Source organism: Flavobacterium seoulense, from assembly GCF_000695795.1.
In the GTDB taxonomy this organism is placed as follows: domain Bacteria; phylum Bacteroidota; class Bacteroidia; order Flavobacteriales; family Flavobacteriaceae; genus Flavobacterium; species Flavobacterium seoulense.
Genome location: NZ_JNCA01000016.1, coordinates 17,273 through 31,423, shown reverse-complemented (window position 1 = coordinate 31,423; position 14,151 = coordinate 17,273). Strand labels below are relative to the sequence as shown.

Sequence of the window (14,151 nt, the reverse complement as noted above, 5' to 3'; positions counted from 1 at the left end):
ATCATTAAGATGTTAAGAGTATTAAGTTTTATGCTTAATCTTCTTAATTTCTTAATGGTTTTTTTATTTTTAAATTTACTTGTATTAGCGGTATTTTTTATCCTTATTTTTGTAAAAATCAATAGTAACCTACTATGAAAAAATCAATTTTTATAATCCCAATTATAGCAACAGTAATGACCTCATTTGCTCAAAATTCAAAGCCCATTTCTTATCCTGAAACAAAAAAAGATCAAACTGTAGATGATTATTTTGGAACCAAAGTTAGTGATCCATATCGTTGGCTGGAAGACGATCGTTCAGCTGAAACGGAGGCTTGGGTAATTGCGCAGAATAAAATTACGAACACTTATTTGGATCAGATTCCTTTTCGAAATCAATTAAAAGAAAGATTGGAGAAATTGTGGAATTACGAAAAAATAGGTGCGCCTTTTATCGAAGGAAATTTTACTTATTATTTCAAGAATAACGGATTGCAAAATCAGTCGGTTTTATATCGAAAGGATAATTCGGGCAAGGAAACCGTTTTTCTGGATCCAAATACTTTTTCTAAGGATGGAACGACCTCGTTAGGCGAATTGGCTTTTTCTAAAGATGGTTCGAAAGTAGCTTATTCCATTTCTGAAGGCGGCAGCGACTGGCGAAAAGTCATCATTTTGGATGCTTTGACTAAAAAAGTAATTGGAGATACTTTAGTAGATGTAAAATTCAGCGGATTGTCCTGGTACGGAAATGAAGGTTTTTATTATTCGAGCTATGAAAAACCAAAAGGTAGCGAATTGTCAGCTAAAACTGATCAGCATAAATTGTATTTTCATAAGTTGGGAACTTCTCAAAAAGAAGACAAAATTATCTTTGGTGAAGATCAAAAACGTAGATATGTTGGCGGAAATGTTACCGAAGACGATCGCTTTTTGGTAATTACAGCTGCAACTTCGACCTATGGAAACGAATTGTACATTAAAGATTTGTCTAAACCCGAAAATCCTATTGTAACTATTGTAGGCAATTTTGAAAGTGATAATACGGTAATCGATACTGATGGAAATAAATTGTTGATTGTTACCGACTGGAAAGCGCCTAATAAGCGCATTGTAGCTGTAGATTTCAATAAGCCGCAACAAGAAAACTGGAAAGATTTAATTCCTGAAACTTCTCAGGTTTTAGAGCCAGCTACTTGCAGTGGTTATATTTTTGCACATTACATGAAAGACGCGGTTTCGGTAGTAAAGCAATATGATTATAAAGGTAAATTACTTCGCGAAATTCAGTTGCCGGGATTAGGAACTGCGAGTGGATTTAGCGGAAAGAAAAAAGATAAAACAGCATATTATACGTTTACCAATTATATCACTGCGGGAACTATTTTTGCGTTAGATCCTAATTCAGGAAAATCAGTAATTTATCAAAAATCGAAAGCGGCATTCCAATCAGAAAATTATGAATCGAAACAGGTTTTTTATACTTCGAAAGACGGAACTAAGATTCCGATGATAATTACACATAAAAAAGGATTAAAACTAGACGGGAAAAATCCAACTATTCTATACGGTTACGGTGGATTCAATATTAGTCTGACACCGAGTTTTAGTATTGCTAATGCCGTGTGGATGGAAAACGGAGGCATATTTGCCGTACCCAATTTACGTGGCGGAGGCGAATACGGCAAAGAATGGCATGATGCGGGAACGCAAATGCGAAAACAAAATGTATTTGACGATTTCATCGCTGCTGCCGAATATTTAATAAAGGAAAGGTATACTTCTTCTGATTTTCTTGCTCTTCGCGGAGGTTCAAATGGTGGTTTACTCGTAGGAGCTGTAATGACACAGCGCCCTGATTTGGCTCGTGTTGCTTTGCCTGCTGTTGGTGTTTTAGATATGTTACGCTACCATACTTTTACGGCAGGAGCTGGATGGGCTTATGATTATGGAACCGCTCAGGACAACGCAGCAATGTTTGAATATCTTAAAGGTTATTCGCCTTTGCATAATGTGAAAAGCAGAGTGCAATATCCGGCAACTATGGTTACTACAGGAGATCATGACGATAGAGTAGTGCCGGCACATAGTTTTAAATTTGCTGCCGAATTGCAATCGAAACAATCCGGTAACAATCCTGTTTTAATTCGAATTGATGTTAAAGCGGGTCATGGTGCCGGAAAATCAGTTGCGGCAACTATTCAGGAAAATGTCGATATTCAGGCTTTTACGTTATATAATATGGGAATTGATTCTTTACCAAGTCTGAAATAGTTTTTTAGGATAATTTTCAATTACTGAAGATGTTTTTTATTTCATAATTTTTTACTAATTCATTCGTTTTTTGATTTGCGGTTGGTTAACTTAGAGAAATAATTATAAACTAGGAAAACCATGAAAATTCAATTTAATACAGACAAATACGTAGAGGGAAACGAGAGATCAGAAGCTTATTTTGCTTCAGAATTAGAAACAACTTTGGCACGTTTTGAAGATAAAATTACCCGTATCGAAGTACATTTTGGAGATGAAAACGGAGAGAAATTCAGTTTAAAAGATAAAAAATGTTTAATCGAAGTCCGTCCTGCAAAATTACAGTCTATTGTGGTAACAGACCATGCCGAAAGTATCGAGAAAGCCTTTAGAGGTGCGCTTGTAAAAATTAAGAAAGCTGTAGAAACAACATTCGAAAAACAAAAGGCACATTAGGATATATTTCGATAACAATAAAAAGAAAAGACAGTTAATTGTAGTAACTGTCTTTTTTTATGGAGTGAATTTTAATTCAGTTTAAGATTATTGTTTGAACAATAAATTAGCCAATAATTCGTCTCTTTTATAAATGTCATTGTAAAAATTAATGGTTCCGTCATTGTCAACCCAGGCAGTAAAATAGCCAATATATACCGGAATTTTCTCTTTTAAAGTGTACCAGGTTTCTTTGCCTTTATGCATGGCCGAATCAATTTTTTCAGGAGTCCATTCGGGATTATCTTTTAGAATTTCCATCGCTAATTCTTTTGGTTTTGCTACACGGATGCAACCGTGGCTAAAAGCTCTGGTTTCTCTTTCAAAAAGACCTTTAGAGGGAGTGTCGTGCAGGTAAATATCATTCGAATTTGGAAATAAAAATTTAATCAGACCAAGAGAATTTTTTGGTCCGGGCTTTTGCCTGATGCTGTTGCCGTTCCATTCCATATTGTGTTCGGCTAAATAATTAGGATTTTTAGCAATTCCGGGAAGAATTTCATTCTTTTTAATACTCGCAGGAATATTCCAATATGGACTAAAAACAATGTATTTCATAGGTGCGCTGAAGATTACGGTTTTGTTCATTGTTTTTCCTACCACTACTTTAGAACGCAAAACAACTTCCTGGTTTTTAAAATACGATAACTGAAAAGAAGGAATATTGATGGCAATTAATTCTTTCGATTTAGGAATATCGCTCGAAACCCATCGGCAGCGTTCCATATTAATCATAATGGTTTTAATGCGTTCGCTAATAGGGATATTCAAATCACGGATTAATTCTTTTGAAATGGTACTGTTTGAAAGATAACCTCTTCGAAGTTTGTAATGCAAAACTCCCTTAGATAATTCCTTATCGTAAATAGCGCTTTTAGAATCAGATTTGATGTCATCCGAAATAAACAAACGTTCTCTTATCTGGGCAATGGCGGTTGCGCTGTCGCCAATTTTATAAGAGGTAACCGCTGTGTCAATAGTAATCGAATTCCATCCGCCTTGTTTTTCTATTTTGCGGTATTTTTTAAGTGCTTTTTTGAGTAAAAAATATTGGCTAAACAGATTCTTATCTTCTTTGTTAATCAGCGAAGGATTTGATAAAAGCGAATCAAGATAACTAATATAGGATTGTTGTTTTCGCGGAATATACCATTCGGCTTCTTTAGATTTTTCTGAATCTAAACCGTGATACACATTTGTAACATAGAAAAAATACAAAGAAGAGTGTAAAAGTTCGGTTTCGATATTAGGTTTTGAGTTTCCGTTTAAGTTGTTGTGAATAGAATCCAATTTGGTTTTATAAGGAACATTATTTGCAACACCTTCATCTTCCAGATTATTGGTTTTGTCGTATAAAAGATTAGCAAATTCGTTAATTCCTTTTTTGTCAAACCAAACATAATGGAAGTTATGTTTTTGATACAGTTTTTTTACATCTGCTTCATATTGTTGGAATAAAGGATGGTTTTTGAAAAAAGAAGTAACCATAGTGCTGTCGAATGTTTTTTGGTATTCTTCAATTACAATTTCGGGTTTGATGACTTGGTTTTCTTCCGATTTGTTTTTGCACGAAAATAAGCTGCTTATTATAAACATAGTAATAATCGAAAAAGCAAAAAGTGTTTTTTTCATGCAATAACTGTTTTTTTAAGGTTTAATAAAATGAAATAAAACCCACTAGACCGTTTTAATTCATGAAAATTTACAACTTTTTTTTCATATTTTAGATGTTTGGTTCTTTTTTGTTAGGATTTTTCGAAAAAGCAAAAAATGTATTTCTCATTTAAAAGAGATAAAATTGTGAGAATCGATAATTTTTTATGCTGATTTTTTGTTGCTAGTGTTAAAAAGGGGTTGTTTGTTGAGAAGTTTTTTATTTTTAGAGTATTTAGGCTGAAATGTAAATTATTTTTAAATTTGCCCCCGAAAATTAATGGGTTAAAGTAAAAAACTATGAAAATCGAGAAGCGTTGGATCATTTCTTTTATTGTTATTAGTATTGTTTGTATTTCAGGACTTTTTTGGCAGGTGCCTTTAGAGCCTAAATCAATTCATTCTCAATTTGGCACTGTTGATCAAATTGTGACTTCTGATGTGGCCTGGATGCTTACTTCTTGTTGTTTGGTACTTATTATGACTCCTGGTTTAGCCTTTTTTTATGGAGGAATGGTTGGAAAGAAAAATGTAATTTCAACTATGCTGCAAAGTTTTATTTGTATGGGAGTTGTTACCCTAATATGGGTTGTAGTCGGATTTAGTCTGGCTTTTGGAGAACCTATTGGAGTTAATATTGGTGAAGGTTTCTATAGTTTTATTGGTAATCCATTGTCATTTACTTTTATGGATTATGTTGGAGTTTTGCCTCATAAAGTTATTGCAAGTACGGTTCCATTTATGCTTTTTGCTTTGTTCCAAATGAAATTTGCAGTTATAGCGCCTGCTATTATTACAGGTTCGTTTGCGGAGCGTGTTCGTTTTATTTCCTATTTACTTTTCATTTGCTTGTTTAGTATTTTTATTTATTCTCCTTTGTGTCATGCGGTTTGGTATCCTACAGGGATTTTAGGCTCTTTCTTTGGAGTTAAAGATTTTGCAGGAGGAACAGTAGTACACATGAGTGCTGGATTTGCTGCATTGGCAGGAGTTCTTGTATTAGGAAAAAGAAAAAATAATAATCACGTACCTACAAATATTCCATTTGTTTTATTAGGAACAGGAATGCTTTGGTTTGGATGGATTGGTTTTAATGCAGGTTCTTCTATGGAAGCTAATGGTGTTGCTGCGATGGCTTTTGGAACAACTACTACAGCTTCAGCTGCAGCAATGCTTACCTGGATCTTTTTTGACAGAATAAATGGTAGAAAAGTTTCTGCTCTTGGTGCGTGTATCGGGGCGGTTGTAGGTTTAGTTTCTATTACACCTGCGGCTGGTTTTGTTACTGTTCCTGAAAGTATGTTTTTTGGATTTATTGCGGCTATAGTTTCTAATGTAGTGGTGTATTCTAAATATTTAAAAGGAATTGATGATACTTTAGATGTTTTTGCATGTCATGGTGTAGGAGGAATTATGGGAATGATTTTGACAGCTATTTTTGCTCATGGAGAAGATGCCAGTTTACTTCACGGTGGATGGGAAGTTTTTGGTCACCACATGACGGCCTTGTTGTTAGTTTCTGTTTATACCTTTTTTGGAGCTTATTTTTTGTTTAAAATTACCAATAGAATTATCCCAATGCGTGTTTCTGAAGAGTCAGAAATTATGGGACTGGATTTGTCACAACACGACGAAACCTTGTTTCCTATTGAATGTGCCGAATAATTAGTTGTAATTTCTGAAATTGAATAACCATTTATATTTTGCGAAAGCTTACCCTTGGTCTTAATATATTTGTTTAATTTTGCGCAAATATTTTAAAAACAGTGGGAAGTAAAAATAAATTAAAACGATTTAAGGAGAACGAAACATTTAATAACGTTTTTCAGCCAACAAGAGAAGAAGTAGTAGGTGATTTATTTCCATTGAAAGGGAAATGGAATACTGATTTTTTCAAGAATGATAATCCAATTGTTATTGAATTAGGTTGTGGAAAAGGTGAATATTCTGTTGGTTTAGCCGAAAGATATCCTAACAAAAATTTTGTTGGGATTGATATTAAAGGAGCACGTTTTTGGCGTGGTGCTAAAACGGCTGTAGAAACGGGATTGCACAATGTGGCTTTTATTCGTGCTCAAATCGAATTAATCAATCATATTTTTGCAGAAAACGAAGTGGATGAAATTTGGATTACTTTTCCAGATCCACAAATAAAATACAAGCGTACTAAACATAGAATGACCAATTCATCGTTTTTACAATTGTATAAAAAAATCCTTAAAAAAGACGGTGTTGTCAATCTTAAAACCGATAGCGAATTTATGCATGGGTATACATTAGGATTGCTTCATGGTGAAGGTCACGAGGTTTTGTATGCGAATCATAATGTTTATGTAAATGAAGGAAGTCCTGAAGAAGTGACTGCTTTTCAAACTTTTTACGAGAAACAATATTTAGAGATAAACAAAGCCATTACTTATATCCGTTTTAAAATTAAAGAGTAATTTCGGGAATTTTAAAACCCACTTTAAGTCCTTTCTATGAATCTAATTATATCCTTGTTTTCTGGTTTTATTTCGGCGTTCATAGGGATTACTCCTCCTGGATTGCTTAATATGACAGCGGCTAAGGTGAGTTTAAAGGAAGGAAAGCGCAATGCTTTTTGGTTTGTTCTGGGAGCAGTATTTGTTATTTTTATTCAGGTCTATCTGGCGGTTTTATTTGCCCGAATTATCAATTCCCGTCCGGATATTATTCTCTTATTGCGTGAGTTAGGACTTGGAATATTTACTTTGCTGACTATTTATTTTTTATGGGTTGCCAAAAAACCAAAATTGAAGCAGCCCAAAATTAAAAAACACAGTAAAAAGAAGCGTTTCTTTTTAGGAATGTTGTTATCAGCTTTGAATTTTTTTCCTATTCCTTATTATGTTTTTGTAAGCGTTACGTTGTATTCGTATGCTGTTTTCTCATTTGATATTACTTCTGTCTTTACCTTTGTTAGCGGAGCTGCTTTAGGCTCTGTTCTTGTATTTTACTTTTATATTGCTTTTTTTCAAAAAATAGAAAGTAAGGCCGATTATCTTCTTAGGAATATGAATGTTATAATCGGTTCTATTACAGGTATTGTTTCTGTCATTACTTTGATTAATATTTTAGAATATTATTTTCATTAGTCTGTATGATTAATGATATTGAATGGAGGTATTTCTATGTTAGAAATAATAGAAAATTCTCAAGAATAACGTTTTTTTGAACTATATATCGGATATTTTTTTGCAGGTCGTAGAAAAGTTGGATTATTGTATATCTTTAGTTTTCAACCATTAGAAAATCTAACCGAATATGTATTTGAGTGTTTTGTATTTTATGACAGCATTATTAGGTTTTCTGACTTTTACGGTTGTAATTGCTCAGTACAGAACTAATAATAAAGTTAATTTTTACCTCGTAATCTTATTGCTTTTTGGTGCTTGTCGTTTTTTCTTTGGAGGAGTCCGTATTTTAATTCCTTTTGCTATAAGTGACAATTTTATGATTGTTTTTAGGTCTTTTGGATTTATGATATTTCCTTGTCTTTATTTGTATTTTAAAAATCTCATTCTTAATAAAAAGGGTATTTATAAAACTGATTTGCATCATTTTATAATTCCGGTAGCATTTATAGCGGTAAATTTTTTAATAAGGCAATATGCTATGTATTTGCATATCTGTGTTTACTTTTTGTTTACAGGTTTAGGGTTGTTTTATTTTTATTTAAGTTTTGTTGAGTTAAAAAATAAAGTTTGGTTTAGGAATTCTAAAACTGAGACTGTCGATAAGCAAAAAATATTAATGCGAAACTGGACAATTTTTGTCTATGTTGTTTGTGCTTTGTGTATCTTACGTTTGTTAATTACGCTTATTTGTGACATTTATGTGGCAGGTTATTCAGATGGAACAAACTATTTTTGGCTCTCAGCAATTTTATGTTGTGTTTTGTTTTTTAAGATATTGCTGACTCCTGTGGCTTTACATAAACACGTTGGGCAAGGTTGTAAAACTAGTAAAAAAGAACATTTAGAATTGGTTTTTAGTGTTTTTTGGACATTTTCTACTGATTTTATCATCACTAATAATCAGGATTTAAAATTAAAAGAACGTATAGATGGTAATTTGGTTAACTATATTCATGAAATTGAAAGAAAAGCATTAGAGCATTTATGTTTTAGAAATCCAACGGTTTCTATGAGGGATTTTGCTATCAAGTTAGGGATTCCTAAAAGTCATTTAATTTATCTTTTTAAATACCATTCTGAAGTTAGTTTTATCGAATTTAAAAAAACAGTTCGTATTTATGATGCTATTAGTTTGATTGAGGAAGGTTTCTTGAAAACAACTGGAGTGACGTGTTTGTCTAAAAAAACTGGATTTTCTTCTATAAATGTTTTTATGGCCAGTTTTAAAGAAATTACAGGAGTTAGTCCGCAAGAATATAATAAAATGATTGAAGAATGAAAGTAAGTCAGGATACGACTAATTTTTTTGAAAAAGTCTATGAAGTAGTTAGGCTGATACCTTATGGGCGGGTAACTTCTTATGGTGCCATTGCAAAGTTTTTGGGAGCGGCGCGTTCGGCAAGAATGGTAGGCTGGGCGATGAATGCTTCTCATAATATGGAAGATGTTCCGGCGCATAGAGTAGTGAACAGAAAAGGTTTGCTTACTGGAAAATTCCATTTTGATGGAACTAATCTGATGCAACAATTATTAGAAAATGAAGGCGTAAAAGTAGTTGACAATCAAATAGTAGATTTCGATAAATATTTTTGGAATCCTCAAGAAATCAATTCTAAAAATTAACTTATAAAAATAACATCTGGGTGATTTATAGTTAGAACTGATTCAGGTATTAATAAATACAATTTAAATCCTTTAAAATAAGGATTTAATGCGCTATATTTGCATTCTCAAATCAGTTAGAATAAATCTATTGTTTTAACTGGTAAAAGCAATTGAAAAATAGATACTTAGTAATGAAATTAGATAGAAAAGAGATTCTTAAAGCATTAGAAACAATAACTATTGCGGGAGAAGGAAAAAATATGGTAGAAAGTGGAGCTGTTACTAATGTCATCACTTTTGGAGATGAAGTTGTAGTAGATTTAGTTTTACACACGCCAGCTATGCACATTAAAAAACGTGCTGAAGATGATATCAAAAAAATAATTCACGAAAAAATTGCTGCCGAAGCTAAAATTAAAGTCAATATAAAAGTTGAAGTTCCGGAAAAACCAGAAATTAAAGGAAAAGCAATTCCAGGAATTAAAAATGTTATTGCTGTAGCTTCCGGAAAAGGTGGAGTAGGAAAATCTACCGTTACAGCTAATTTAGCAGTTACTTTGGCTAAAATGGGATTCAGTGTTGGAGTTTTAGATGCTGATATTTACGGGCCATCTATGCCAATTATGTTTGATGTAGAAAACGAGAAACCGGTTTCGATTCTTGTTGACGGAAAATCAAAAATGAAACCTATTGAAAGTTATGAAATAAAAATGCTTTCTATTGGGTTTTTTACATCGCCAAGTCAGGCAGTAATCTGGAGAGGACCAATGGCTTCTAAAGCATTGAACCAAATGATCTTTGATGCCGACTGGGGAGAATTAGATTTCTTACTAATCGATTTACCTCCGGGAACAGGAGATATTCACCTTTCTATTATGCAATCGCTGCCAGTTACCGGAGCAGTAGTGGTAAGTACGCCGCAAGCAGTAGCTTTGGCTGATGCTAAAAAAGGAGTTGCAATGTTCTTGTCTGAAGCAATCAATGTTCCGGTATTAGGTATTATCGAAAATATGGCTTACTTTACTCCTGAAGAATTGCCAAATAATAAATATTATATCTTTGGACAGGAAGGAGCTAAAAACTTAGCAGAAGATTTAGCTGTTCCATTTTTAGGAGAAGTTCCAATTGTACAGTCTATTCGTGAAGCAGGAGATTATGGTCGTCCGGCAGCTTTGCAAACAGGTTCAGTAATTGAAACAGTTTTCGAAAATATAACACGTAAAGTGGTGGAAGAAACGGTAGCCAGAAATGAAAGTTTACCTGCTACTGAAGCAATAAAAATTACTACGATGGCTGGTTGTTCAGCAGTAAAAAAATAATTTAATAGAAGAAAATGACAACAGAAGAATTAACAATTGAAGTTCAAAAGGCACTGGAAGAAATTAGACCTTTTTTAGAGTCTGATGGAGGAAATATTACTCTTATTTCTATTGAAGAAGATAAACATGTAAAAGTGCGTCTTGAAGGAGCATGTACTAATTGTAGTGTGAACCAAATGACATTAAAAGCAGGAGTTGAAACTACTATTAAAAAGTATGCTCCACAAATAGAAACTGTTGTAAATGTCTTGTAAGACAAACGGGTTTTTTGCTTTAAATAAATTTTATTGTTAAAAACTGAATGTTGTTCAATCAATCAATTCCGCATAGTAAAAAATGGATGTATTAATAAAAATTAAAGACAGAGAAGGAGTCGTTCACGAATTGCAAGCTCCTACAGATATGGCCATGAATATCATGGAACTTTGTAAAGCTTATGAGTTGCCTGTAGAGGGTACTTGCGGTGGAATGGCTATGTGTGCTTCTTGTCAATGTTATGTTTTAAATGAAGTGGCATTACCAGAAATGGGAGATGATGAAGAAGCAATGCTTTCGGAAGCTTTTTATGTAAAATCGAATAGCCGTTTAGGTTGCCAAATTCCGATCACTGTTGATTTAGAAGGTCTGGAGTTAGAGTTGGCACCAGAGTATTAGTATTGAAACTGATATTTTAATAAAAATACAAACCTCAAATAATTTAATTATTTGAGGTTTTTTTTATGTCTAAATTTTATCTCATTTATTTAAAATTCCAACTGCTTTTGGTAATAATCTTTCGACAAAAAGAGCGTAAGCAGTTTCCGAAGGATGCAAACCATCATTTGCTACTAATTTTGGCTCACTAAGCCCTTTTCGGGTAATATCAGTGATGTCAATAAAAAGTATTCCGTTGTTTTGACAATAGGATTTTGCAAATGCATTATAGCGGTCAATTTCGGTTGAAATTGAGTTTGGGTTACCATAATTTTGCCCAAAAGGAGTATAAGCATAATCTGGTATAGAAACTACAATAAGTCTTGTTTTATCTCCTTTTGCAAGAGTAATACTTTTATTAACTAATTCAGGAAATTCTTTTTCGTAAACATTAAAATTGATTCCCTGATATTGATTGTTTACACCAATTAGTAAGCTAACCAAATCAAAATCAGTAACAGGTTTTTGTTGCTCGATAGCACTAATTAAATTGCTGGTTGTCCAGCCAGTTCGGGCAATGATTTCAAGAGAAAAATTGTTTTCCTGATTTAAGTTTTTCAAAGATTTTTTAAGTTGTTCAGGAAATCGGCAAGTTTCACATACACTTTGACCAATGGTATAACTGTCACCCAGAGCTAAGTATTTTATAGTTTTAGATTGGGTTGGAAGTTCTAATGAAGGATTTGTTACAGGAGGTATTATTTCAGACTCCATACTTGAATTTTCGCTGTTACAACTTGTTGTCATAGCAAAACAAAAAATCATAACTATTATTCTTATTGATGCTTTCATTTGGAATCAAATTAAAATTATCTTTAATAATAGTTACGATAAAATGTGTTGAGCGGTTTTATAACATCGAAACCTGTTGCGAAATTTCTTCTTCAATAGCGTTCCAAAGTTCGATTCTTCTTTCTAATGCTGTAATGGATACTTCTTCTACTTCTTTCCATTTTTGAGCGTCGTCTCCGCAAAGATCATTGATCATTTGCATTGCCATTGGACCGTGTTCATCAGCATCTAATTCAATATGTCTTTCGAAATAGTAAATTAGTTTTGTTAAATCAGTTTCAGGGAATTGTTCCTGAAAATTTCTCAAAATAGCATGAAACATACTCGGAATCAAATCTTCTCGACCAAAAGTAAATGCGGCAGCAATTTCATGCGGTTTTCCTTCTTCGATTACTCTAAAAGTAAAATCTAAAAAGGATTTAATATTTGGATGTAAATCACTCGTTTTAATAGCAACAAATATATTTTGCAACGATTGTACTTCAGCTAAAAAAGCTTTAATTTTTAAAGTATCGGCACCACAGGCTTCCATCGCTTCAATGTACATTTCGTAATGGCTTTGACGCTTTCCGTCAAGTGACAAATCAGTTTCTTCTGCTAAAACAATTTCGTTAATCAAATACCTTGTTTCTGGATTTTTAGTTGCAAACCAAGGTGTAGAAGTGCAGGTTAATCTGGCTTGCAAAGCTTTTAATAATGACATAAAATCCCACACAGCATATACATGACTTTCTAAAAAAGTATGTAAATCTTCGATGGTTTTTACCTTATTATAAAGCGGATGCTGTAATAAGACGTTTTTTTGGGCTTCAATGCTATTGTTAATGTATTGAATATTCATTGTCTGATAATTTTTGTGTAAAGATAAAAAAGCTACCACTTTTAAGTCGTGTTTTGTATCGATTTTATCAATACTTTAATAATTGTTTATTTTCTAAAAATCTTCCTTTCTAGTATTTACGAATTTATTTTATTTAAGGTTTTACAATTTAAATTCTATGAAAATTATTTTTACAAAATTACTTTTTCCATTAGTTTTTCGGGATGAGCTAATGAGTTAAAACCAAATTTTCGATATAAAAAATGCGCATCAGTAGTGGCTAATCTCCAAATTTTAATTTGCTTCAACTCAGGCTCATTCATCATTGCTTCAATCAGCATAGACGAATAGCCATTTCCACGATGTTTTTCATCAATAAAAACATCCATCAAATAAGCAAAAACCACATAATCGGTAATTACACGGGCAAAACCTATTTGTTTATTATCAAAATAAATTCCAAAACAAAAAGAGTTTTCAATACAAATTTCGACTTCCTCAATCGTTCTTGGCGCAGCCCAATAAATGTCTTTCAGGAAATTATGAATAAAAGGAATGTCTAATTTGCTCTTATCAGTAGAAACACTAATCATATAATTTTATACTTAATGAATTAATATTTTTAAATCTCTGAAATCTCAAATAAAACTGGTTTACTCGGACTTGCATCATTTTCGAATGAAGCAATTTGTAAATTCAATAAATAGCTTCCGTCCTGAACTTCGTTAGGAACAAAAATCATTTCGGTAATAGTACAATTCAATCGTGCATCAGCATTGAGATTGTTGACGTCTTTTACATTCCAAAACGCTTTGTGCGAAACTAATTTTCCTTCGTCATGTTCTTTATCGACACTTGGCAAATCAATTAATAAATGTTGAATTCCGCTTTCGCGAATAAAAATCGCCGCTTCTTCAGACAAATAGGGCGGATTAGTATTCGAATAATTCTGATGCTTTTTGTTTTCCAAATTTGGAAATGTTCTAATAATTAAAGCTTCAGTAGTTTTGCCATTCAATGCTTTTTCCAGCTGATTTTTAGTAATCACAGCATCTTCTCCCTGAATTTCTGGCTCAATTGAAACCAATTCAGCTAAAAAGAAAAACTGTTTTAAAACCTGATTGATACTGTAAAATTCTTTGGTAATATGCCCAAGGCATTCGGTATGCGTGCCGTGTCCATGCGGATTGAAATAAATATTGTTGAAATTAGTCGAAGCGCCCGCTTTTACACTTCCTGTCCAATCTCCAAAAACTACAGGTTTTATTTCCGGTTTGTCAATATACCAGGCAATAGGATTTTGTTCTGTATTCGATAACGGAATGGAAATATCAATGGGTTTTGAAAGATCTACTTGGAAATTGTTAATGTTAGCTACCATA

General features: G+C 32.9%; 15 protein-coding genes. 10 read left to right on the top strand and 5 right to left on the bottom strand.

Going from position 1 to position 14,151, the window contains the following annotated elements; genetic code table 11:
- The first annotated feature begins 134 nt into the window (after positions 1-134).
- Positions 135-2,255: a prolyl oligopeptidase family serine peptidase gene (locus FEM21_RS08130; RefSeq protein WP_035659430.1), complete on the top strand. Its 2,121-nt coding sequence runs from the start codon at positions 135-137 to the stop codon at positions 2,253-2,255.
- A 120-nt stretch (positions 2,256-2,375) separates the two neighbouring features.
- A complete protein-coding gene (locus FEM21_RS08125) occupies positions 2,376-2,690 on the top strand; it encodes an HPF/RaiA family ribosome-associated protein (RefSeq protein ID WP_035659429.1) in 315 nt (104 codons plus the stop codon).
- 87 nt (positions 2,691-2,777) lie between these two features.
- On the opposite strand, the gene FEM21_RS08120 is transcribed toward FEM21_RS08125, so the two are convergent.
- Positions 2,778-4,361 (bottom strand): L,D-transpeptidase family protein, encoded by a 1,584-nt coding sequence (locus FEM21_RS08120; RefSeq protein ID WP_035659427.1) that lies wholly within the window; start codon positions 4,359-4,361, stop codon positions 2,778-2,780.
- Between the two features lie 321 nt (positions 4,362-4,682).
- On the opposite strand from FEM21_RS08120, the gene FEM21_RS08115 reads away from it, so the two are divergent.
- From FEM21_RS08115 to FEM21_RS08080, 8 genes are all read left to right on the top strand, one after another.
- Positions 4,683-6,047 (top strand): ammonium transporter, encoded by a 1,365-nt coding sequence (locus tag FEM21_RS08115; RefSeq protein WP_035659425.1) that lies wholly within the window; start codon positions 4,683-4,685, stop codon positions 6,045-6,047.
- Between the two features lie 101 nt (positions 6,048-6,148).
- Positions 6,149-6,826 (top strand): tRNA (guanosine(46)-N7)-methyltransferase TrmB, encoded by a 678-nt coding sequence (trmB, locus tag FEM21_RS08110; RefSeq protein WP_035659424.1) that lies wholly within the window; start codon positions 6,149-6,151, stop codon positions 6,824-6,826.
- 36 nt (positions 6,827-6,862) lie between these two features.
- On the top strand, positions 6,863-7,498 hold the full coding sequence (locus FEM21_RS08105) for a LysE family transporter (RefSeq protein ID WP_035659422.1): 636 nt from the start codon (positions 6,863-6,865) through the stop codon (positions 7,496-7,498).
- Positions 7,499-7,667: 169 nt separating this feature from the next.
- Positions 7,668-8,819 (top strand): helix-turn-helix domain-containing protein, encoded by a 1,152-nt coding sequence (locus FEM21_RS08100; protein WP_035659421.1) that lies wholly within the window; start codon positions 7,668-7,670, stop codon positions 8,817-8,819.
- Positions 8,816-9,163, top strand: coding sequence for an MGMT family protein (locus FEM21_RS08095; RefSeq protein ID WP_035659420.1), 348 nt, complete (start codon positions 8,816-8,818; stop codon positions 9,161-9,163). The genes FEM21_RS08100 and FEM21_RS08095 overlap by 4 nt, the downstream gene beginning before the upstream one ends.
- Before the next feature lie 173 nt (positions 9,164-9,336).
- On the top strand, positions 9,337-10,464 hold the full coding sequence (locus tag FEM21_RS08090; protein WP_035659419.1) for an Mrp/NBP35 family ATP-binding protein: 1,128 nt from the start codon (positions 9,337-9,339) through the stop codon (positions 10,462-10,464).
- Between the two features lie 14 nt (positions 10,465-10,478).
- Complete coding sequence (locus FEM21_RS08085) at positions 10,479-10,718, top strand: NifU family protein (protein ID WP_035659418.1); 240 nt, start codon at positions 10,479-10,481, stop codon at positions 10,716-10,718.
- A gap of 82 nt (positions 10,719-10,800) precedes the next feature.
- Positions 10,801-11,118, top strand: coding sequence for a 2Fe-2S iron-sulfur cluster-binding family protein (locus FEM21_RS08080; protein WP_035659417.1), 318 nt, complete (start codon positions 10,801-10,803; stop codon positions 11,116-11,118).
- An 81-nt stretch (positions 11,119-11,199) separates the two neighbouring features.
- Here FEM21_RS08080 and FEM21_RS08075 read toward each other — a convergent pair whose 3' ends face one another.
- The 4 genes from FEM21_RS08075 to FEM21_RS08060 all read right to left on the bottom strand — a co-directional run bounded on the left by FEM21_RS08075 (position 11,200) and on the right by FEM21_RS08060 (position 14,150).
- On the bottom strand, positions 11,200-11,949 hold the full coding sequence (locus FEM21_RS08075; RefSeq protein WP_035659416.1) for an SGNH/GDSL hydrolase family protein: 750 nt from the start codon (positions 11,947-11,949) through the stop codon (positions 11,200-11,202).
- A 58-nt stretch (positions 11,950-12,007) separates the two neighbouring features.
- On the bottom strand, positions 12,008-12,790 hold the full coding sequence (locus FEM21_RS08070; protein ID WP_035659415.1) for a DUF3050 domain-containing protein: 783 nt from the start codon (positions 12,788-12,790) through the stop codon (positions 12,008-12,010).
- A gap of 170 nt (positions 12,791-12,960) precedes the next feature.
- Complete coding sequence (locus FEM21_RS08065) at positions 12,961-13,362, bottom strand: GNAT family N-acetyltransferase (RefSeq protein WP_035659413.1); 402 nt, start codon at positions 13,360-13,362, stop codon at positions 12,961-12,963.
- 29 nt (positions 13,363-13,391) lie between these two features.
- Positions 13,392-14,150, bottom strand: a complete 759-nt coding sequence (locus FEM21_RS08060) for a cyclase family protein (RefSeq protein ID WP_035659412.1) — start codon at positions 14,148-14,150, stop codon at positions 13,392-13,394.
- Position 14,151: the final 1 nt, after the last annotated feature.

Excerpts from the sequence above, each read along its gene's own strand:
- FEM21_RS08075 (WP_035659416.1), bottom strand. The coding sequence starts at position 11,949 with ATGAAAGCATCAATAAGAATAATAGTTATGATTTTTTGTTTTGCTATG.
- FEM21_RS08095 (WP_035659420.1), top strand. The coding sequence starts at position 8,816 with ATGAAAGTAAGTCAGGATACGACTAATTTTTTTGAAAAAGTCTATGAA.
- FEM21_RS08115 (WP_035659425.1), top strand. The coding sequence starts at position 4,683 with ATGAAAATCGAGAAGCGTTGGATCATTTCTTTTATTGTTATTAGTATT.
- FEM21_RS08100 (WP_035659421.1), top strand. The coding sequence starts at position 7,668 with ATGTATTTGAGTGTTTTGTATTTTATGACAGCATTATTAGGTTTTCTG.
- FEM21_RS08070 (WP_035659415.1), bottom strand. The coding sequence starts at position 12,790 with ATGAATATTCAATACATTAACAATAGCATTGAAGCCCAAAAAAACGTC.
- FEM21_RS08105 (WP_035659422.1), top strand. The coding sequence starts at position 6,863 with ATGAATCTAATTATATCCTTGTTTTCTGGTTTTATTTCGGCGTTCATA.
- FEM21_RS08060 (WP_035659412.1), bottom strand. The coding sequence starts at position 14,150 with ATGGTAGCTAACATTAACAATTTCCAAGTAGATCTTTCAAAACCCATT.
- FEM21_RS08080 (WP_035659417.1), top strand. The coding sequence starts at position 10,801 with ATGGATGTATTAATAAAAATTAAAGACAGAGAAGGAGTCGTTCACGAA.
- FEM21_RS08130 (WP_035659430.1), top strand. The coding sequence starts at position 135 with ATGAAAAAATCAATTTTTATAATCCCAATTATAGCAACAGTAATGACC.
- FEM21_RS08125 (WP_035659429.1), top strand. The coding sequence starts at position 2,376 with ATGAAAATTCAATTTAATACAGACAAATACGTAGAGGGAAACGAGAGA.
- FEM21_RS08120 (WP_035659427.1), bottom strand. The coding sequence starts at position 4,361 with ATGAAAAAAACACTTTTTGCTTTTTCGATTATTACTATGTTTATAATA.
- FEM21_RS08090 (WP_035659419.1), top strand. The coding sequence starts at position 9,337 with ATGAAATTAGATAGAAAAGAGATTCTTAAAGCATTAGAAACAATAACT.
- FEM21_RS08065 (WP_035659413.1), bottom strand. The coding sequence starts at position 13,362 with ATGATTAGTGTTTCTACTGATAAGAGCAAATTAGACATTCCTTTTATT.
- FEM21_RS08085 (WP_035659418.1), top strand. The coding sequence starts at position 10,479 with ATGACAACAGAAGAATTAACAATTGAAGTTCAAAAGGCACTGGAAGAA.